Consider the following 20,091-nt stretch of genomic DNA (forward strand, 5'->3'; position numbering starts at 1 on the left):
ACGGACCGCTGGTGCATCTGTTAGGCTGCCAAGCCTATAGCAGAGTAGCCAAGTCTGGAACTGATAAACGCTGAAGGCATCTAAGCGTGAAACAGACCTCAAGATAAGACTTCCCATCCGAAAGGAGTAAGACCCCTTGTAGACTACGAGGTAGATAGGTTGGAGGTGTAAGCATGGTAACATGTGTAGCTGACCAATACTAACGGTTCGAGGGTTTGACCTAAAACAAGGTTAAATAAAATGGTTATGTTTAGTTTTGAGAGTATAAAATACTTGACATGTTTCAAGTTAAGTGATATACTTATCAAGTATTCCTCGATAGCTCAGCGGCAGAGCATTCGGCTGTTAACCGAAGGGTCGTAGGTTCGAACCCTACTCGGGGAGTTTATAAGGCCCATTGGTCAAGCGGTTAAGACACCGCCCTTTCACGGCGGTAACAGGAGTTCGATTCTCCTATGGGTCATTCGTAATTTACATAAGGTTATAAACACAATATGCCGACGTGGCTCAATTGGCAGAGCAGCTGACTTGTAATCAGCAGGTTATCGGTTCGAGTCCGATCGTCGGCTTAGTGTGGGCCCTTAGCTCAGTTGGTTAGAGCATCCGGCTCATAACCGGACGGTCCTGGGTTCGAGTCCCCGAGGGCCCACTACAGTAATCTTAGTAAATTACAAACCTCTAAATGAGGCCCAGTGGTACAGTTGGTTAGCACGCCGCCCTGTCACGGCGGAGGTCGAGGGTTCGAGTCCCTTCTGGGTCGTTTTGGTCGCTTAGCTCAGCTGGGAGAGCACCTGCCTTACAAGCAGGGGGTCATAGGTTCGAGCCCTATAGCGACCATTAATATGCCGGAGTGGCGGAACTGGCAGACGCACAGGACTTAAAATCCTGCGGGACTTACCTCCCGTACCGGTTCGATTCCGGTCTCCGGCATATTTACCAATTTAAATTATTATCATGTGCGCATAGCTCAGCTGGATAGAGCGTCTGACTACGGATCAGAAGGCCGAGGGTTCGAATCCTTCTGTGCACGTTTGGTTTTTACAAAACTAAATATAAAATTATTACTATGTGCGCATAGCTCAGCTGGATAGAGCGTCTGACTACGGATCAGAAGGCCGAGGGTTCGAATCCTTCTGTGCACGTTTATTTTTTTGCCTAAAACAAAGAAATATGTAAACTAAATTAATAATAAGCCGACGTGGCTCAATTGGCAGAGCAGCTGACTTGTAATCAGCAGGTTATCGGTTCGAGTCCGATCGTCGGCTCTTTATAAGAAATTATAAAGAAATAAAAAATAGCCATGTGCGCATAGCTCAGCTGGATAGAGCGTCTGACTACGGATCAGAAGGCCGAGGGTTCGAATCCTTCTGTGCACGTTTATTTTTTTGCTTAAAACAAAGAAATATGTAAACTAAATTAAATAATAAGCCGACGTGGCTCAATTGGCAGAGCAGCTGACTTGTAATCAGCAGGTTATCGGTTCGAGTCCGATCGTCGGCTTCTTAAAAGCTATGTAGATATTTTTTATCTACATAGCTTTTTCTTATATAAAAATAAGTTATCTATCTTATCAGATATTTATAAAAAATAATTTATATTGTATAATAAACCTAACAAATATGAAAAAGTTAAGGAGATATAATGAAGAAAGTAAGGAAAGTTAAGTTAGCTTATAAAGTTATAGGGGCATATTTGTTGGGGCATTTTATTATTGCATTAAGTATTTTAGCTATCATGGGGGTAGGAATTAAAACTATACAAGAAAATTTTATACACACATATACAACGAATGCACTCCAACATATAGAGTATTTTGATGAGCAATTGTTAGACTTACAAGAGTTATTGATGTATACCATGCAAAGTAAAAGTATCTTAGTAATTACTAATCAATATGAACAGCTATCTGATTATAATAAGGTAAGTTGGAAGAAGCAAGCTAAAGATGACCTTCTAGTAATATACGGACAATATAAATGGATTGATGATATGGGGATTTATATATCTGAACAAGATCTATGGATTACTGCTTTAGACTGGTTTAGACCTGATGAAGCAATAGGAAAGCTAGATAAAAGGGAAGGGATATATTTTTTAGGGGATACTTTATATTTACTAGAGACATATGAAAATCAGCAAGAATACAGAAAAGGATATATAAAATTAAATCAGCAAGAATTAGTAAACTTAATGGAAAAAATGAAATTTAATGAAGAAGCATATATAGAGGTTTTTCTTAATGGAGAGCAATTAGAAATTTCACCTTTTAATAGACAAGAAGAAAATAAGTCGTACAGGGAAATTATTGTAAAAAGTAAATTATACCCGCTAGAGTTTCGTATTTACGTAGCTAATCAATTAATTGATTTCGGAAACTATTTTTATGTATTGAGTATATTTTCTTTAATATTATTATGTTTTATTACAATCAAATTTGCTAAATATCTTAATGCAGCTATACATAGGCCACTTCAGCATGTACTTAATCATATTGAAAATATGAATACCAATAATTTTGAAGAAGAAATAAAGCACGAAGGAATAGATGAATTCGAATATGTAACAGAGAGTTTTAATAAAATAAAAAACCTATTAGAAAGTTATATTAAAAAAAATTATGAGCAGGAAATTAATATGAAACAAATGGAGCTTAGCCATTTGCAAGGACAGATTAAACCACATTTTCTATATAATTGTTTTTTTAATATAGCTAATATGTGCAAGACATATGATGTAGATAAGATAGAACAGATGACATTAGGCCTGGCTAAATATTATCGCTATATAACAAGAACCGATCACAAGTTTGTTAAATTAGAGGAAGAATACGAGCATATGAAAAATTACGTGGCTGTTCAGCAAATTAGATTTGAAGGTCGAGTAGAAATAGATATAGATGCATTACCAGAGGTGTTAAAGTCTTTACATGTGCCAAGATTAATTTTGCAGCCTGTAGTAGAAAATGCGTATAAATATGTATTTGAAAAGATTGAATCAGAAGGTAAATTACATATTAGGGTAAAGGAACAGGGTAACTTTATGCTTATACAAATAGAAGATAATGGGCAATTTATTGGATTAGAGCAAATAGATTCTTTAAGAGAAAGAATACAAATGGGTAAAGAGCCTATAACAGGGCTTGTGAATATTAAAAAGAGATTGAACTATATCAATGAAAAGAATGATATTATAGTAGATCAAGGAGAATTGGGGGGATTAGCGGTTATATTAAAAGTTTGGATAAAAGATTAAATACATATATAGGGGGAAGAAATATGTATAAAATTTTAGTAATAGATGATGAGAAAAGTATAGTAAAAGGTCTTGTAAAAGTTTTAGAGAGTAGAGAAGAATTAGAGCTTCAAGTCTATTATGCTTATACAGTAAGTGAAGGACTTAAGATTGCTAAAGAAGTCAAACTAGATATTTTATGTACAGACATCAATATGCCCATCATGGATGGCTTTGAATTTAGCCAAAGTGTTAGGGAATATTGGAAGGAGTGTAAAATAGTCTATCTGACAGGGTATGATACATTTGATTATATTTATAGAGCAGTTAATCAGTATGAAGGAAAATATGTACTTAAGAATGAAGAGGACGAGAAGTTTATACAAGTTATTAGACAATGTATTACAGAGATAGAACTTAGTAAGCAGATGAAATTAACAGAAGGTAAAATGCTGCAGATTACAGACCAAAATAAAGCTTACGAAAGGTGTCAGTTAATGACAGAATTTTTAGGATGTAAAAATGCTAGTGAAAGCCTAGAAATGTTAAAGAGTATATATGAAGAAGGGCCTATTCAAATAGAGCAAGACTTTTATATTGTCATAGGTAAAGTTTTGGGAGAATCCTATAAAAGAAAAAATAAAGAAGTTATTTATAGGCTTATAAGGCAAGTCAAAGAACAATATAGTTATTTTTATGAAGTAGATGAAATGAAATTATATCATAATACCTATTTAATTGTGATTCAGCCTAAACAGGAGTTTGTAGAAAAACAGATTCTAATTGGAAATATGTTGGAGGAAATGCAAACACAGCTATTAACCTTGTATGAAGAAAAGATTTCGTTTATTTACTCTAATCAGAGGATCACATGGCAGAAATTGAAAGACCAAGTTAAATTATATAATACCTTGTTGGACATTAACCTGTCTAAGCATATGCCTATTCTAATAGATATAGAGGCATTAATGGAGAAAAATAAATTGGAAGATACCAATCATGATCAATATGTCTTGCAGATTGATAAAATGATTATGGAAAAGAGATTTCTTGATTTGAAAGAAATTTTTGAAAGTCTTTATATTAGTATTAAGAATACTTATGAACTAAGTTTGATTGATACACAAATGTATTATAAATGTTTAGAGAAGGTGGTATCCTATATAGAAAAAGAAATTAACTACTTAGAATTATCAGAGGAACTGCAAAGAGGCTACTACCATTTGCGTTATTTAACTGGAATAGATGAGATTCATCAATTTTTAGTATTGTTACTTAAATATTTGGGAGAAGATAAACAGCTTACTACAGAGACAGAAGAAGATATGATTATTAAAAAGATAGAAGGATACATATTAAGTTCCATAACAGAAGAAATTAGTTTAACGACACTAGCTAAGTTAGTTTACTTTAATCCTTCTTACTTATCTAGATTTTATAAAAGTGTTACAGGTAGAAATCTATCACAGTTTATTAAAGAAGCTAAGTTAATAAAGGCAAAGGAACTATTAAGAACCAGTGATAAAAAAATAGGGGATATTTCTAAAATGTTAGGCTATGAATCCGTAGGTTATTTTACTGTATTTTTTAAGAAGTCTGTAGGACTTACCCCAACAGAATATCGAAATCATCAATAAACAAAAATAGAGTTAAAGAAAGTAAAAAATATTTTCTTTAACTCTATTTTTCTATAAAAGTAAATAAAAGAAAACAAGGTAAAGATAAAGCAATTGAACAAAATATACACAAAATATATAATTTTATATATAAAATTAATGAAATTATACAAATTCGGAGGTGCTATATGGGAAGAAAAGTAGGGGCAATGATACTCGCTTTAACCATGTGTATGAGTGTACTAGGTGGATGCGCAGAAAAGGAAAAAGAAACAACAAGTACATCTACAGCGGTAGTAGGAGAAGTAGATCCATTTGGGAAATATGAAGAGCCTGTAGAGGTAACAGGAGTTCTTTCATTTTCAGCTGCATCATCAGAAGTACCTGCAGGTACAACACCAGAGAATCAATCATTTGTTAAACAAGCAAAAGAAAGATTTAATATTGACTTTAAATGGTTATGGACTGCACCAACTGATCAGTATGAGCAAAAATTAGGGGTAGCTATGGCATCAGGGGAATTACCAGATGTTATGGCTGTATCAGCAGTTGATTATCAAAATTTATTAGAGAATGAACAAATTATGCCATGGAATGATGCATTAGAGTGGGCAAGTGATACTTTAAAAGAATGGATTGGACGTGATCCAGCAGTTCTTGAAAGTGTGACAGATGAAAATGGTAATATTATGGCTATTCCACAATATTGGGATTCAAAACGTGACCTTAATATTATGATGATTCGTACAGACTGGTTAGAGCAAGTGAATATGGATATACCAAAAACTGTAGAAGAATTAGAAGCAGTAGCAACTGCATTTAAAGAACAATTAGGTGCAGAGATGGGAATTAGTCTTTCAAAAGATGTTTTAGCAGGTACGTCCCCACTTGCAGCGCTTATGAATATGTTTGGTTCTTACCCAACTGCTTGGTTAGAAGGGGAAGAGGGGACATTAGTACCAGGAGAAATTCAACCTGAAACGAAAGAGGCGCTAGAAACACTCAATCGTTTCTATGAAAAGGGATTAATACATAAAGAATTTGCTTTACATGATGCAACGAAACTTAGAGAGTTTATTGTGTCAGAAAAACTTGGCATCTTAATTGCACCATGGTGGGCATTCGACTCATTTATCGGTAAGGAAATTGCAAAAAATGGAGATAGCAAATGGGCAACTGCACCTATTCCAAAAGCAGAAGGAACAAATGGGGCATTACTTCAAACTATGATGATTGAAGACTACTACGTATTAAATGCAAATTGTAAAAATCCAGAAGCTGTTATAAAACTTTTCAATCTTTGGGCACAATTTGAGACTGAATATCCAGAGGAAGCTAAAGCTGAAAATGGACATGTATGGAACTGGGTACCAACAACTTATTTTGACCCATATGATATTCAAACTCTACACGACAACTTTAATAAACAAATTGAAACAGGTGATTTGAAGACTGTACCAGAAGGTATTAACGGAGGAGATATTCAACTTTGGGGGTATGCTGAAGATTACTTCAAATGGAAAGCTGGAGAAATACCTTATGATGAAACAAATAAATGGGGCAAATATTTAGCAAGAATTGATGACGATTTTGCTTGGGGAACAACAGAGCAAGTTGTAGAAAACAAAGAATATGAATTAAATAAATTCTATGGCCTTGCTACAGATACAATGAAAGAAAGAAAAGCTACACTCAATAAGTTAACAGAGGAAACATATGTAAAAATGGTAATGGGAGAAACACCTATTAGTGAATTTGAAGCCTATGCAGACAACTGGTTAAAACTAGGAGGTAATGAAATTATCGAAGAAGTTAATGCGTGGTATCAAAATCAATAAAATAACTATAAAAGGGTAGTAGTCTTATTACCCTTTTACTTTTACAGAAAGAAGGATGGTAGATGGAAAATATTAAGGCATTTCTCAAAAAAGATACGACAGCATGGCATCTTATGTTAATACCTGGTGTTATTTTTACTGCTATATTTGCTTATTTACCGATGGCAGGTATTGTAATGGCCTTCCAGAAGTTTAATCCTGTAAAGGGGTTTATACGTTCTGAATTTGTAGGAATGAATAACTTTGAGTACGTATTCAACTTACCTGGTTTTTATGATGCGGTATGGAATACACTTTACATATCTGTACTTAAGATTATATTTGGCTTAGTCGTACCTTTAGTACTGGCTTTACTTTTAAATGAAGTTGTACTTAGACGTTTTCAGAAATATGTTCAAACAGCTATTTTTGTACCTTATTTCCTATCTTGGGTTATATTAGGTGGAATTATAAAACAAATTTTTGCTTTAAATGGACCAATTAATCAAATGTTAGAGGGAGTAGGTGTAGAACCTATCATGTTTTTACTAGATAATGCCTGGTTCCCGATCGTTATCGTTATAACGCATGTATGGAAAGGCATGGGTTATAACATGATTGTTTTCCTTGCGTCTATTGTAGGGATTGATACAAGTCTCTATGAAGCAGCAGAGATGGACGGAGCTAATGCATGGCAACGTGTAAAATACATCACACTTCCTTGTATGATGCCTATTATTCTTCTTATTGGTATTTTAAGTCTTGGTAGCTTATTAAATGCTGGATTTGACCAAGTCCTTATGCTTTATAGCCCTGTTGTATATGAAAGTGGTGATATTATCGATACTTTTGTATATCGTTTAGGTATCTTTGATAGGCAGTACTCACCAGCAGCAGCAGTAGGATTATTTAAATCTTTTATATCACTTATTCTGGTAGCCTTCTCTTATTGGACAGCTTATAAAGTAAGTGATTATCGAATCTTCTAGAAAAAGGTCAAGAAAGGGTGTGAGTATATGGCAATAAAAGAGTCAAAGGGGCGTAAAGTATTTAACCTATTTAATATTATCTTTTTATCTATTATCACTTTAATCTGTGTATTACCATTTATACATTTATTTGCAGTATCTATGAGTTCACAAGCTGCAACTACAGCAGGGGAAGTTGGGCTTTTACCTAAAGAGGTAAGTTTAGAGGCTTACAAATACTTACTTCAAAAAAGGGAATTCTTCCAATCAATGGGGGTAACCGTTGTAAGGGTATTGATTGGTACGGTTATCAGCATGGCTATTACTATTTTAACAGCTTATCCGTTATCTAAGTCTGATTTACGCTTTAAAAAGCGTAGCATATATGTATGGTTCTTTGCATTTACCATGTTCTTTAGTGGCGGTATGATTCCAACTTATATGGTTATTAAAAGCTTAGGACTTATTGATACCATTTGGGCATTAGTACTTCCTACAGCTATGAACGTCTGGAATGTTATTTTACTTCTCAACTTCTTTAGACAGATTCCGAAAGATTTAGAGGAAGTAGCCCTTATTGATGGTGCAAGTCAGTTCTATATTTTATGCAAGATTTACCTACCAATTTCTTTACCATCATTAGCAACTATTTTACTTTTCACTATTGTTGGGCATTGGAATTCATGGTTTGATGGTATGTTATACCTTAATACAACAAGTAAATACCCATTACAAACGTACTTGTCAACAGTTGTACTTGATCAAAATATGACAGCAAATCAGATGATGTCACCAGAACAGCTGTTAGCGCTTGAAAGTATTGGGGATCTGAACTTACAAGCTGCACAGATTTTCGTAGGGGCACTACCAATCTTACTTGTATATCCATTCCTACAACGCTTCTTTATTAAAGGTATTGTAGTAGGTAGTGTTAAAGGCTAAATCTATAAGAATAGGAGATTAACTTATGAGCATAAAAGAAATTAAAAATAAAGCCGTTATATTACGTTATAATGAAGAAACATTACAAATAGAAGTAGAAAACCATGGCAACCTTTGGCAGTGGGATGAAGTTTATAAACCTTATTTTAAGATAGGTGAAGAAACAATTTATTTTCAAGATGCAGGAGCTATTGAGCACTTTAGTTGGCATACAGGTGTAGGCGAAGGTTTTCGAACAAAGTTTTCTAGATTCGTTATTAATGGTAGTGAAAGTCCTTTAAGTTTTGAAACGCTTGTATGGGTAGAAGATGCTACTCAAAATGTATACTTTGAACTTATTCCAGTAGAGGAAGCCCATGAACTTATGGGTAACTTCTACTGGCCAGGTCAAATGGCATTTAAAGAAAACAGTAGTAAATGGTACACAGTTATTAATATGTTACAAGGTCTAATGATTCCTAATAACTGGCCACATCAAGTAGATCGCTTAGTATTTGATGGACAAATGTGCAGTTCGGCAGCCTATATGCCATGGTTTGGCCAAGTAAGAAATACAGATGGTTATATTGCTATTGTATGCACACCTTGGGATGCAGGTTATCAAGTTAACCATCCAGCGGAATCTGACTTTTGTCATATTGCAGTAAGATGGTTACCAAGTATGGGTAAATTAACTTATAAACGTAGTATGAAAATGACTTTCTTAGAAAACTGTGATTATAATGACCTTTGTAAGGTGTATAGACAATATGCTAAAGAGCAAGGATTATTGATTACTTTAAAAGAAAAGGCAGCTAAAAATCCATTAGTAGATAAGTTTATTGGGTCTGCCATTGTACATACAGGTATTAAAACACATGTATCACCAGATTCAGCATACTATGATAAAGAACATCCAGAAAAGAATGATGAGGTCATTTCATTTGCAACAAGACAGGCTCAAATGGAAAAGCTTAAAGAAGCAGGCCTTGAAAAAGTTTACCTTCATTTAGATGGATGGGGCAATCCAGGGTATGATAATAAGCATCCTGACTATTTACCAGCTTGCGTAGAAGCAGGTGGATGGCCTGGGATGAAGGCACTTTCAGATAAAATGAAAGAATTAAATTACATGTTTGCTATTCATGATCAGTATAGAGATTACTACTTTGATGCAGCAACTTATGACAGAGATTTTGCTCTGCAAAATCCAGATGGCTCACATATTGAATTTTGCAGATGGGCAGGGGGATGGCAGACTTATATTTGTGCATCACAAGCACCACTTTATTTAAGACGTAACTTTACAGAGCTCTTTAGACAAGGCATTCAGTTAGAGGGTACTTATTTAGATGTATTTACATGTAATGAGTTAGATGAATGTACACATCCATGGCACCGTATGACACGTAAAGAATGTATGGAATATAGAAAATCATGTTTTGACTACTTAGTCGCACATGATATTCTTCCAAGCTCTGAAGAAGTTATTGACTGGGCTGTACCGAGTGTTGTAACCGCACACTACGGACCATATGCCTTTATGCTATGGCCAAATGATGCACCTAAAGGCGTGCCAGTTCCACTCTTTAACTTGGTATACCATGACTGTGTTGTACTTCCGTGGCTTATGAAAGAAGATGCTAGCCAAGGAGATTATATGTTATATGCTCTATTAAACGGAGGAGCAGCTTATTTAGATGCTGAGAAAGATGGAGAGGCCCTTGAACATGACATTGAGCGTTACCGTCAAGTAGCAGCACTTCAAGAAAAAGTAGCAAAATGTGAAATGGTTAGACATGAATTTTTAAATGAAGCATACACTGTGCAAAAGGCTGTGTATAGTGATGGAACAGAAGTGACTATTGATTTAGAAAAAGGGACTTATAGTATTCATTAAAAAAGAGAGGGGCTGCTGGTAAGGCAGTCCCTTTGTGCTAAGAGAATATGAGAGGTGAGTGGCTTCAATCCTGTTAGGTAAGAATGTGTAAGCCTACTTCTTATTTAGTTTCTTTGAAGGGTTCATCCTGGACATAGATACCGGATAGTTTTTGAATGCCGCGTGGGATAGCATCTTTGGCATTTTTCCAAGGGGCAGCGCTATTGCGGTAGTCATATTTATCAATGAACCAGGAAAGATCTTCTTCAATACGTGCTAAGCTTTCTTGAAGCTTCTTCTGACTTTCTTCAAGGAAAAAGGTTTGGTCTTTTTCTTTTAGATGATAAGGGGCTTCTTCAAGAAGTTTGGTAAAGTGAGGTAGGCAGAAGCCCTTACTATTTATAAAGAGTGTTTTAAACTCCTCATTGGTTGTAAGAAGATAAAAGAAAGTTTTTATGTAGCGATCAAAGTTATAGTCAATACGGCTGCATACATAGCAGGAAGAAAGGGTATCATTTAGTTTTTGAGTAGCAGGCGTATGAGTAGAAGCAGATTGCACTTTAGCTCCCTTTTTAAGCTTTTGAAGTAGGGAAAGATTTTGCGCACGTGTATGACTTAAAGTAGATTTTAAAGTCTTTTGAAGAGCTACGTAGTGTGTTTGTAGGATAAAGGCAAGGCCTAGACGGTTGCCATAGTCATAGAGTTTTTTATAATGTTCTTTGCAAAAGCCGAGAGCATCTGTTTTTTCACGAATATCATCTTCCATATAAGAAGCGCCTAAAGTAAAGGAGATGGCATCTTGTTCAAGGTTACGATAAATAAAGCAGAATGGGCATTCATCTTCAGCTTTAAAAGCATCTGTAAGTGGAATGGTATAAAGAGTATCTTTCATAAACGACTCCAATCTTGTAAAAATTTTTAGTTTACTCTGTCTATTATAACATATTTAGTAGATAAATTCGGAAGATTAAAGTAAAATAAAAAGGAGGCAAAATTGGATAAAAAAACTTCCATTGGTAATAATATGTAAAGGACTTTTCTAAAGGATGTGAATCTATGAAAAACGTAGCCATAGTAGAGCAGTTAGAGTACTTTAATATTGGTCAGATACTGGAGAGCGGACAAGTTTTCCGATTTGAGAAGATTAATGATCATACCTATATCCTTATTGCAAAAGGTAAGTGTATTAAGATTACTCAACTGCCAGAAAGTACAACCTTAATGATTTACAATAGTACCTTAGGAGAGTTTGAGGAAATATGGAGGCCTTACTTTGATATTGATACAGATTATGGACATATTGCGCGTACATTAGTGCAGAAAGATAGTCATATGGCTAATGCAGTAGCTTTTGGGAAAGGCATTAGGCTTTTAAAGCAGGACCCTTGGGAGATGCTGATTTCTTTTATTATTTCTCAGAATAAGGCTATTCCACATATTCAGCAGTGTATTGCTAATATTACTGAGCGTTATGGGCAGAAGATTGATTATGAGGAAGAGAACAAGAAGAGTTACTATACCTTCCCTACACCTCAGGAATTAGCAGTAGCCACAGAAGAAGAGCTTAGAGCATGTAAAGTAGGCTTTAGAGCACCTTATATTATGGACGCATGTCAGAAAGTCGTAAGCGGTGAGATTGTACTTAATGATTTATTCAATATGTCTTCGCAGGAAGCTAAAGAGGAACTTATGAAGATTAAGGGTGTAGGGCCTAAAGTATCAGATTGCATTTTACTATTTGCCTATGGAAAGATGGATCTTTTTCCTACCGATGTATGGATTAAGCGTGTCATAGAAGGCATGTACTTTGAGGGAAAGGAAATCTCATTAAAGGCTATTCAAACATTTGCTAGGGAATATTTTGCTGATTTAGCTGGATATGCACAGCAGTATCTCTTCTATTATGGTAGAGAAAATAACTTGTATAAGTGAAAAATTCCTTAAAATTGAGAGATTAAGAGAAAAACACTGAAATAGCATTAAAATGCAAAAAAAACAATTAAAAATAATTAAATTTAGGCTTGCAATCTCTATAAGAATGGCATAATATTATTTATGTAATTAGCACTCACTTATAAAGAGTGCTAACATTTAAGAGATTACATACTTTATCTATAAAAGGAGGGTATTTTTATGAATTTAAGACCATTAGGCGACAGAGTCGTACTTAAACAATTAGAAGCCGAAGAAAAAACTCAATCAGGTATCATCTTAACAGGTGCTGCTAAAGAAAAACCACAAGAAGCTGAAGTTATTGCAGTTGGACCAGGTGGTATTGTAGATGGTGAAAAAGTAGAAATGCAAGTTAAAATCGGCGATAAAGTAATTTATTCAAAATACGCTGGAACAGATGTGACATTAGATAAAGAAGAATATATTATCGTTAAACAAAGTGATATTTTAGCAATCGTTGAATAATGGGAGGTAAGGTACAATGGCAAAACAAATTCGTTTTGGAATGGAAGCAAGACAATCACTTCAATCAGGTGTAGATCAATTAGCAAATGCAGTTAAAGTAACACTCGGACCAAAAGGCCGTAACGTAGTACTTGATAAATCATATGGTACACCACTTATTACAAATGATGGTGTTTCAATTGCAAAAGAAATTGAACTTGAAGACCCATTTGAAAATATCGGTGCACAACTTGTAAAAGAAGTTGCAACAAAAACAAATGACGTTGCTGGTGATGGTACAACAACAGCTACAGTACTTGCTCAAGCAATGATTACTGAAGGGCTTAAAAACATTACAGCAGGTGCTAACCCAATCATTATCCGTCGTGGTATGCAAAAAGCTACTACTGAAGCTGTAGAAGCAATCAAAGGCATGAGCCAAACAGTTAATAGCAAAAACCACATTGCACGTGTTGCTGCTATTTCAGCTGGTGATGATGAAGTTGGTAACTTAATCGCTGATGCTATGGAAAAAGTATCAAATGATGGCGTTATCACAGTAGAAGAATCAAAATCTATGACAACAGAATTAGATGTTGTAGAAGGTATGCAATTTGACCGTGGATACTTATCAGCATACATGGTTACAGATACAGAAAAAATGGAAGCAGTTCTTGAAAATCCATACATCCTTATCACAGATAAGAAAATTACAAACATACAGGATATCTTACCTGTCCTTGAACAAATCGTTCAATCAGGTTCTCGTCTTTTAATTATTGCTGAAGACGTAGAAGGCGAAGCTCTTGCTACACTTGTAGTAAACAAACTTCGTGGTACATTTAACTGTGTGGCTGTTAAAGCACCAGGTTTTGGTGACAGAAGAAAAGAAATGCTTCAAGATATTGCTACACTTACAGGTGGTACAGTAATTTCTGAAGAATTAGGTCTTGACCTTAAAGATGCTACAATGGCTCAATTAGGTCGTTGTGGAAGCATTAAAATTACAAAAGAAAATACAGTAATCGTTGATGGTGCTGGGGATAAAGAAGCTATCGCTCATAGAGTAGCAGTTATTCGCCGCCAAATCGATGAAACAACTTCTGATTTCGATAGAGAAAAACTTCAAGAACGTCTTGCTAAACTTGCAGGCGGTGTAGCAGTAATCAAAGTTGGTGCTGCAACAGAAACAGAAATGAAAGAAAGAAAACTTCGTATCGAAGATGCTCTTGCAGCTACACGCGCAGCTGTTGAAGAAGGTATCATCGCAGGTGGTGGTAGCACATATATCCATGTTATTAAAGCTGTTGAAAAACTTCTTGATGAAACAACAGGCGATGAAAAAACAGGTGTACGTATTATCTTAAAAGCTCTTGAATCACCACTTCGTCAAATCGTAGCAAATGCTGGTCTTGAAGCAGCTGTTATCATTGACAAAGTTAAAGCTTCAGAAGCAGGTGTTGGTTTCAATGCTCTTACAGAAGAGTATGTAAACATGATCGATGGTGGTATCATTGACCCAACTAAAGTAACAAGAAGCGCACTTCAAAATGCAACATCTGTAGCATCTACATTCCTTACAACAGAATGTATTGTAGCAGATATTAAAGATAAGGAAGCAGCTATGCCAGCAGGTGGCGGAATGCCAGGCATGGGTGGAATGGGAATGATGTAATCATTCTATAAAAAGGAACTGGAGACGGTTCCTTTTTTATGCATTCATAAGGCTAGGTGAGGTACTCTTCCAGCTTTTGTTTATGTAATGCTGAGAAAATAAATAACCTTTTTAGAGTATAAAAATAGCCTCTTGCTAGAACGCAAGGGGCTATTGTAATTTTTAGAAGCTTACTTGGCTAAGGAGGCCGAAGAAGCCAGCTATCAGGACGATAAAGGCAAAGACAATGCGGTAAACTGCGAAGTAGCGCATTGGTTTTTTCTTAAGGAAGGCAAGAAAAGAGCCGATGACAAGGAGTGCTACAATGAAGGATACCCCAAAGCCTACACCTAAAGAGGTCCATTCAAGACTTGTAAGTGGTGTGGGCATTTTGAGCATTTTAAGGATATGTATAAGTGCTTGCCCCATCATAACGGGGATAGCAAGGAAAAAAGAGTACTCTGCAGCAGCTACAGTTGATAGGCCACATGCCCAGCCACCAATAATAGTAGAAGCAGAACGGGACATACCAGGGACCATGGAAAGAACTTGGAAAAGGCCAACAGTGAGTGCTTGTTTGGGACTTATTGTAATGTCTTCTAAGGAAGTCATTTTGCCTTTTCTAAGTTTATTTTCTGCATAAATCATCCAAAGTGCACCAAAGAACAGCGTGCAAGCTACGACCACAGGATTAAATAGGTGTTCTTGTATCCAGTCATCAAAGGGCAGTCCTATAGCAGCTGCTGGAATACAGGAAATTAAAATCATACCCCAGAAGTATAGGCCGCATTTGTTGACAGGGGTACTTTTACTAGGAAAGAGATGAACGATAGTAGACCAGATTTTTTTCCAGTAGAAAACGACAACAGCTAGTATGGCGCCTAGTTGAATAACCATATTGAACATGTCCACAAATTCTTTGCTAGAGTGTTTATAGAAGTCGATAAGGTTAGAAAAGATAATAAGGTGCCCTGTGGAGGACATCGGTAAGAATTCTGTTAGCCCTTCTATGATGCCCAGTAGCCCAGCTTTAAGCATAACAACAAGATCCAAGATATAACCTCCTAAAAGTCACACAGTATTAGATATCACAGAATTCAATCTTAATATTATGTGAAGTATAAGTTGATTGGTAAGGTTGATCTATAATAACATCTTCAATCGGAGGTGTAGGTAGGACGATACTAAAGCAACTCCCTTCATTTAACTTACTATAGCAAGTAATAGTACCCCCCATAATGTGTACAAGATCCCTTACTATAGATAAGCCTATGCCACAGCTATGTTCTTTAGAACTAGTCCCTTGATAAGACGTAATAAAGCGATCAAAGATATGGTCTAGCTTATCAGCAGGAATACCAATACCTGTATCGAGAATGTCAATTTGTATACTTTCGCCTAGATCAGAGACAGTGATATAGAGCTGGCCACCAGGAGCTGTATACTTAATAGCATTGGAAAGTAAATTGAATATAATACGTTCGAATGCTGATGGGTCTGTATGGATTAAGCGTTCATCTAAATCTGTATCAAAGGTGTACGAGATGTTTTTCTCTTTCATATAGTAGTAGGATGCTTCACAGAGCGTTTCAACAGCATCTACAACATTAAAAATCTGGGAAGAGAACTGAAGCATATTATTATCGAGTTTAGTTAGGTCTAAAATGTTGTTAATCAATTTTAAGAGCTTAAGAGAATTAGATTGCATCATACCTGTATAGTGTAGACATTCAGGAAGTGTAGTAGCGTGTTCCTGCATTTGTAAGGCACTGTAAATAATATTAATAGGCATTTTAATATCATGAGAAAGGTTAGAGAAATAATTCATCTTCAAGTTTTGCTCTTCTAAAGCTTTTTCCGCCGCTAACTTCTGTTTTTTCTCAGTAATATTACGTAAAATACATACAATATTTATAGACTCGTGTAAATATGTAGTAGTAAAAAGGTATTCTACATCATAAACTTCATGATCTAAAGTGGTGAGCTTAGCTTCACCTTTTAAAAGTTCATTAGGATGTTCAAGCAATCCATTATAGGCAGATAGAGTTTGAGCATCTAGTTTTAAGTAATCAAAGAGTATGCAACCACACAGGCTATGCTTAGTGGAAGAATGGAATAAATCGAGTGCTGCCTGATTGGTATCTAGAATTTTATTATCTACGCAAAGTAGAAATGGTTCAGGAAAAATACTTAGAATACGCTCATATTGATTGGTTTTTGCTTTAAGATTACTTTCTAATCGTGCAGCATATGTACTATAGTGATAGAGTTCCTTATAAGTATCTTCAATCATTTTTTCAGAAGCTTCATTCTTTAAATACAGTTCACCAAAAGGTCTTAAGATGCAGCAATCAATTTGACCTATAATCAATAGGTACAATGATGAAAGCCTGAAAAAATAAGAAATAATACTAGGTACTGTTAACGGACCAAAGTAAATTAAATGGATTGATTCATAAGTCACACAGCAAACAGCAAACATAATCATGATAATTTTATGCGTATCAGGAATCTTATAACGTATGGAGTATAGCTTATAGAAAGTAAAAATCATTGCAATAGGAAAGAAGAGATTAGAACATAAGTTAAATAAAAGTGCATGCAGTGTATGACCTGTAACAAAGGCGACATATGTCTTGGTTGAAAGAACTGGGAATAGGAAGATTACAATTAAGGCAAAACATCCCATAAGTATACAACTTATAAATTCTAATCGCTCAGGCTTTTTTACATAAGTAGTGGTTAAAATTATGAGAAATACTCCAAAACTTATATGAACGAGATGGTTAGCACCCATAGATACATCATAACGATTAATAGTTATATCAAAAAGTTTAAGGATGACAAATCTAAGAGAGAGCAAGAGATTAAGAGCACCATAAAAGATAGAGAGATAAGATAAGAATGCATTTTGCGTAATGTACCTCGTATAGAAAGCGTTAATCATAAGATAAAGTGATAAGCTAAAGAGAACGACTTTGAAAACAGAGAAAAAAGTGTCTTCATCAATTAAATAAAGTCCTATAAAAAAACAATTGAAGATGCCAAGCAATACCAAATGTTTATATAAATGACGATGAAGGAACTCGCTTTTGGCGTGGATGAGATTGTTCATTATAATACCCCTTACTAAAAAATCATTTCTTTTCTATTATAATACAAAAATTGCTAAAGTGCGACAATTATTTTAAATAGTTAACACTTTTCTGATTTGTGGCATTCATTGAAAAGAAGGTAAAAATAGGGTATAATGAAATATATAAAAATCAATAAGATAAAAGGAGAAGGAAAACATGGGTGATAGCTTTAAAGAGCAGTTAGTACCAATGACAATGAGTCAAAAAGACAAACTACAACGCACAATTATATGGACTGTAGCAATTTTAGTATCTGTTATTTTATTCTTTGTATTACCAATCTTTGCAGCACCTATTTTAGTGCTTGCAGTCATGTGGGGGGCAATGTTCTTTGCAAGTAAACTAAAAAAAGAACATGAGTATGCTTTAACCAATAATATTATGGATATTGATGTCATCTACAATAAAGAAAAAAGAAAACGTATTATGGAAATTGACATTAAAGAGGCTAACGTCATTGCAAGTATTAAAGATGAGAGACGTCAAGATGAAATCAGCCGTGGGCAAAAGGTTATCGATGCAAGTGATGGTAATCATACTAAAGCAACATATGCTATTATGTATCCTCATGAGGGACAATTACTTAAAATCCTCATTACACCAAATGAAGAAATGCTTCAATTAATGTATAAGCAAGCACCAAATAAAGTTTTTAAATATAGAGGGTAGTTTATAAAATTTGAAAAAAGTGGCGAAAAATGTGGACTAGTTGTATATAGTCCATATTTTTATTGTGTAAACCTCTTATTATTATATTAAAAAACACTACTAACAATTTAAGAAAGGATATGCTATAATAAGCGATAACAAAAAGCAAATCTGATTTTTCGTATATACTTGGCGATTGGGCCGAGAGTATCTACCCGTTTACCGTAAATAAGCGGACTACGAGGAAACTTAAATTAGTAGTACACAGTTTATTACTGTATTGCTCTTTAATTCCTCAATACCTATTCTATTGAGGGATTTTTTTATATAATCCATTACACAACATACTAGGAGGAACTTCACATGTCAAAAATTATTAAAGACGGCATTACATTTGACGATATTTTACTCGTACCTAATTACTCAAATGTATTACCACATCAAGTATCACTTCAAACACAACTTACTAAAACAATTACACTAAACATTCCAATGATGAGTGCTGGGATGGACACTGTAACAGAGGCACGTATGGCTGTTGCAATTGCTAGACAAGGTGGTATTGGTATTATCCACAAAAATATGTCTATTAGTGAGCAAGCAGAAGAAGTTGACAAAGTAAAACGTTCTGAAAATGGTGTTATTACAGACCCATTCTTCTTATCACCAGAACACTATGTATATGATGCAAATGAATTAATGGCAAAATACAGAATATCTGGAGTTCCTATTACAGAAGGTACAAAATTAGTAGGGATTATTACAAACCGTGATTTACGCTTTGAAACAAATCATAATCGTAAAATTAAAGAAGTTATGACAAGTGAAAATCTTATTACAGCTGAAGAAGGTACAGACCTTGCAAAAGCTAAAGAAATTCTTTCTAAACACCGCATTGAAAAATTACCAATTGTAGATAAAGAAGGTAACTTAAAAGGACTTATCACAATCAAAGATATTGAAAAAGCTATCCTTTATCCACAAGCAGCTAAAGATGCTCAAGGTAGACTTTTAGTAGGGGCAGCTGTAGGTGTAACAGGAGATGTACTTGAACGTGTAGATGCACTTGTAAAATCTAAAGTAGACGTAATTACAGTTGATACAGCTCATGGTCATTCACAAGGTGTTATTAATACAGTTAAATTAATTAAATCAAAATACCCAGAACTTCAAATCATTGCTGGTAACGTAGCAACAGCAGAAGCTACAGTAGCACTTATCGAAGCTGGTGCAGATGCAGTTAAAGTAGGTATCGGGCCTGGTTCAATCTGTACAACACGTGTTGTTGCAGGTGTAGGTGTACCACAAATTACAGCAGTAGAAGATTGTGCTAAAGCAGCAGCTCCATACGGGGTTCCGGTAATTGCTGATGGTGGTATTAAATACTCAGGAGACATTGTAAAAGCAATCGGTATGGGTGCTAATGTATGTATGATGGGATCAATGCTTGCTGGTTGTGAAGAAAGTCCAGGAGCTACAGAACTTTATCAAGGAAGAAAATATAAAGTATACCGTGGTATGGGATCAATTGCAGCTATGGAAAATGGAAGCAAAGACCGTTACTTCCAAAATGATGCTAAAAAACTTGTTCCAGAAGGTGTTGAAGGTCGTGTAGCTTACAAAGGTTACTTAGCAGATACTGTATTCCAAATGATTGGTGGTCTTCGTGCTGGTATGGGTTATGCAGGCGCATCAACAATCGAAGAACTTAAAGAAAAAGCAACATTCGTACGTATCACAAGTGCTGGTCTTAAAGAAAGCCACCCACATGACATTCAAATTACAAAAGAAGCACCAAACTATAGCGTAGAATACTAATTAAT

The 20,091-nt window shown here is 35.1% G+C and carries 14 protein-coding genes, 12 tRNA genes, 1 rRNA gene and 1 riboswitch; of the genes, 24 read left to right on the forward strand and 3 right to left on the reverse strand.

From position 1 onward, the window contains the following. From H8718_RS16855 to H8718_RS16945, 19 genes are all read left to right on the forward strand, one after another. Positions 1 to 223 (forward strand): 23S ribosomal RNA (locus tag H8718_RS16855); the annotation flags it as partial. A gap of 89 nt (positions 224 to 312) precedes the next feature. After that, positions 313 to 384 (forward strand) — tRNA-Asn (locus tag H8718_RS16860). Positions 385 to 391: 7 nt separating this feature from the next. Further along, positions 392 to 463: transfer RNA gene (locus H8718_RS16865), tRNA-Glu, on the forward strand. Between the two features lie 33 nt (positions 464 to 496). Beyond that, positions 497 to 569 (forward strand) — tRNA-Thr (locus H8718_RS16870). Positions 570 to 575: 6 nt separating this feature from the next. Next, positions 576 to 649: transfer RNA gene (locus H8718_RS16875), tRNA-Ile, on the forward strand. A 37-nt stretch (positions 650 to 686) separates the two neighbouring features. Further along, positions 687 to 760 (forward strand) — tRNA-Asp (locus H8718_RS16880). A 4-nt stretch (positions 761 to 764) separates the two neighbouring features. Continuing rightward, a tRNA-Val gene (locus H8718_RS16885) sits at positions 765 to 837 on the forward strand. A gap of 7 nt (positions 838 to 844) precedes the next feature. Next, positions 845 to 930 (forward strand) — tRNA-Leu (locus H8718_RS16890). A gap of 26 nt (positions 931 to 956) precedes the next feature. Further along, positions 957 to 1,030, forward strand: a tRNA-Arg gene (locus tag H8718_RS16895). Positions 1,031 to 1,068: 38 nt separating this feature from the next. Then, positions 1,069 to 1,142: transfer RNA gene (locus tag H8718_RS16900), tRNA-Arg, on the forward strand. Positions 1,143 to 1,192: 50 nt separating this feature from the next. Continuing rightward, positions 1,193 to 1,265 (forward strand) — tRNA-Thr (locus tag H8718_RS16905). 37 nt (positions 1,266 to 1,302) lie between these two features. Continuing rightward, positions 1,303 to 1,376 (forward strand) — tRNA-Arg (locus H8718_RS16910). Between the two features lie 51 nt (positions 1,377 to 1,427). After that, positions 1,428 to 1,500 (forward strand) — tRNA-Thr (locus H8718_RS16915). Positions 1,501 to 1,641: 141 nt separating this feature from the next. Further along, complete coding sequence (locus tag H8718_RS16920; RefSeq protein ID WP_249333987.1) at positions 1,642 to 3,252, forward strand: sensor histidine kinase; 1,611 nt, start codon at positions 1,642 to 1,644, stop codon at positions 3,250 to 3,252. A 23-nt stretch (positions 3,253 to 3,275) separates the two neighbouring features. After that, positions 3,276 to 4,868 carry a response regulator transcription factor gene (locus tag H8718_RS16925; RefSeq protein WP_177671089.1) on the forward strand — a complete coding sequence of 531 codons (1,593 nt, stop codon included), beginning with the start codon at positions 3,276 to 3,278 and terminating at the stop codon, positions 4,866 to 4,868. Positions 4,869 to 5,035: 167 nt separating this feature from the next. Further along, on the forward strand, positions 5,036 to 6,685 hold the full coding sequence (locus tag H8718_RS16930) for a type 2 periplasmic-binding domain-containing protein (protein ID WP_177671088.1): 1,650 nt from the start codon (positions 5,036 to 5,038) through the stop codon (positions 6,683 to 6,685). A gap of 62 nt (positions 6,686 to 6,747) precedes the next feature. Next, positions 6,748 to 7,653, forward strand: a complete 906-nt coding sequence (locus H8718_RS16935) for an ABC transporter permease (RefSeq protein WP_177671087.1) — start codon at positions 6,748 to 6,750, stop codon at positions 7,651 to 7,653. 27 nt (positions 7,654 to 7,680) lie between these two features. Beyond that, positions 7,681 to 8,574 carry a carbohydrate ABC transporter permease gene (locus tag H8718_RS16940; protein WP_249333989.1) on the forward strand — a complete coding sequence of 298 codons (894 nt, stop codon included), beginning with the start codon at positions 7,681 to 7,683 and terminating at the stop codon, positions 8,572 to 8,574. 25 nt (positions 8,575 to 8,599) lie between these two features. Continuing rightward, on the forward strand, positions 8,600 to 10,453 hold the full coding sequence (locus tag H8718_RS16945; protein WP_249333991.1) for a DUF5696 domain-containing protein: 1,854 nt from the start codon (positions 8,600 to 8,602) through the stop codon (positions 10,451 to 10,453). Between the two features lie 100 nt (positions 10,454 to 10,553). On the opposite strand, the gene H8718_RS16950 is transcribed toward H8718_RS16945, so the two are convergent. Beyond that, entirely contained in the window at positions 10,554 to 11,324 is a 771-nt protein-coding gene (locus tag H8718_RS16950) for a DUF6062 family protein (RefSeq protein ID WP_249333993.1), read from the reverse strand. Between the two features lie 164 nt (positions 11,325 to 11,488). Here H8718_RS16950 and H8718_RS16955 point away from each other — a divergent pair, with 164 nt between their 5' ends. The 3 genes from H8718_RS16955 to groL all read left to right on the forward strand — a co-directional run bounded on the left by H8718_RS16955 (position 11,489) and on the right by groL (position 14,504). Next, a complete protein-coding gene (locus tag H8718_RS16955; RefSeq protein ID WP_249333994.1) occupies positions 11,489 to 12,364 on the forward strand; it encodes a DNA-3-methyladenine glycosylase family protein in 876 nt (291 codons plus the stop codon). Positions 12,365 to 12,565: 201 nt separating this feature from the next. Further along, positions 12,566 to 12,850, forward strand: coding sequence for a co-chaperone GroES (groES, locus tag H8718_RS16960; protein WP_177671082.1), 285 nt, complete (start codon positions 12,566 to 12,568; stop codon positions 12,848 to 12,850). A gap of 16 nt (positions 12,851 to 12,866) precedes the next feature. Further along, a complete protein-coding gene (groL, locus tag H8718_RS16965) occupies positions 12,867 to 14,504 on the forward strand; it encodes a chaperonin GroEL (protein ID WP_177671081.1) in 1,638 nt (545 codons plus the stop codon). Positions 14,505 to 14,666: 162 nt separating this feature from the next. On the opposite strand, the gene H8718_RS16970 is transcribed toward groL, so the two are convergent. Continuing rightward, positions 14,667 to 15,536 carry an undecaprenyl-diphosphate phosphatase gene (locus H8718_RS16970; protein ID WP_249333996.1) on the reverse strand — a complete coding sequence of 290 codons (870 nt, stop codon included), beginning with the start codon at positions 15,534 to 15,536 and terminating at the stop codon, positions 14,667 to 14,669. 28 nt (positions 15,537 to 15,564) lie between these two features. After that, entirely contained in the window at positions 15,565 to 17,598 is a 2,034-nt protein-coding gene (locus tag H8718_RS16975) for a PAS domain-containing sensor histidine kinase (protein ID WP_249333998.1), read from the reverse strand. A gap of 178 nt (positions 17,599 to 17,776) precedes the next feature. On the opposite strand from H8718_RS16975, the gene H8718_RS16980 reads away from it, so the two are divergent. Together H8718_RS16980 and guaB are read left to right on the forward strand one after the other, a co-directional pair. After that, entirely contained in the window at positions 17,777 to 18,289 is a 513-nt protein-coding gene (locus tag H8718_RS16980) for a hypothetical protein (protein ID WP_177671079.1), read from the forward strand. Positions 18,290 to 18,427: 138 nt separating this feature from the next. Further along, positions 18,428 to 18,528, forward strand: a riboswitch (purine riboswitch). Positions 18,529 to 18,631: 103 nt separating this feature from the next. Then, positions 18,632 to 20,086, forward strand: coding sequence for an IMP dehydrogenase (guaB, locus tag H8718_RS16985; RefSeq protein ID WP_177671078.1), 1,455 nt, complete (start codon positions 18,632 to 18,634; stop codon positions 20,084 to 20,086). Positions 20,087 to 20,091 lie beyond the last annotated feature (5 nt).

The sequence above is a fragment of the Zhenhengia yiwuensis genome, assembly GCF_014384995.1.
Classification (GTDB): domain Bacteria; phylum Bacillota; class Clostridia; order Lachnospirales; family Cellulosilyticaceae; genus Zhenhengia; species Zhenhengia yiwuensis.

Bases quoted from the DNA above. Each gene is read 5' to 3' on its own strand.
- H8718_RS16920 (WP_249333987.1), top strand. From the start codon at position 1,642: ATGAAGAAAGTAAGGAAAGTTAAGTTAGCTTATAAAGTTATAGGGGCA.
- H8718_RS16940 (WP_249333989.1), top strand. From the start codon at position 7,681: ATGGCAATAAAAGAGTCAAAGGGGCGTAAAGTATTTAACCTATTTAAT.
- groES (WP_177671082.1), top strand. From the start codon at position 12,566: ATGAATTTAAGACCATTAGGCGACAGAGTCGTACTTAAACAATTAGAA.
- H8718_RS16925 (WP_177671089.1), top strand. From the start codon at position 3,276: ATGTATAAAATTTTAGTAATAGATGATGAGAAAAGTATAGTAAAAGGT.
- H8718_RS16945 (WP_249333991.1), top strand. From the start codon at position 8,600: ATGAGCATAAAAGAAATTAAAAATAAAGCCGTTATATTACGTTATAAT.
- groL (WP_177671081.1), top strand. From the start codon at position 12,867: ATGGCAAAACAAATTCGTTTTGGAATGGAAGCAAGACAATCACTTCAA.
- H8718_RS16980 (WP_177671079.1), top strand. From the start codon at position 17,777: ATGGGTGATAGCTTTAAAGAGCAGTTAGTACCAATGACAATGAGTCAA.
- H8718_RS16930 (WP_177671088.1), top strand. From the start codon at position 5,036: ATGGGAAGAAAAGTAGGGGCAATGATACTCGCTTTAACCATGTGTATG.
- guaB (WP_177671078.1), top strand. From the start codon at position 18,632: ATGTCAAAAATTATTAAAGACGGCATTACATTTGACGATATTTTACTC.
- H8718_RS16975 (WP_249333998.1), bottom strand. From the start codon at position 17,598: ATGAACAATCTCATCCACGCCAAAAGCGAGTTCCTTCATCGTCATTTA.
- H8718_RS16935 (WP_177671087.1), top strand. From the start codon at position 6,748: ATGGAAAATATTAAGGCATTTCTCAAAAAAGATACGACAGCATGGCAT.
- H8718_RS16955 (WP_249333994.1), top strand. From the start codon at position 11,489: ATGAAAAACGTAGCCATAGTAGAGCAGTTAGAGTACTTTAATATTGGT.
- H8718_RS16950 (WP_249333993.1), bottom strand. From the start codon at position 11,324: ATGAAAGATACTCTTTATACCATTCCACTTACAGATGCTTTTAAAGCT.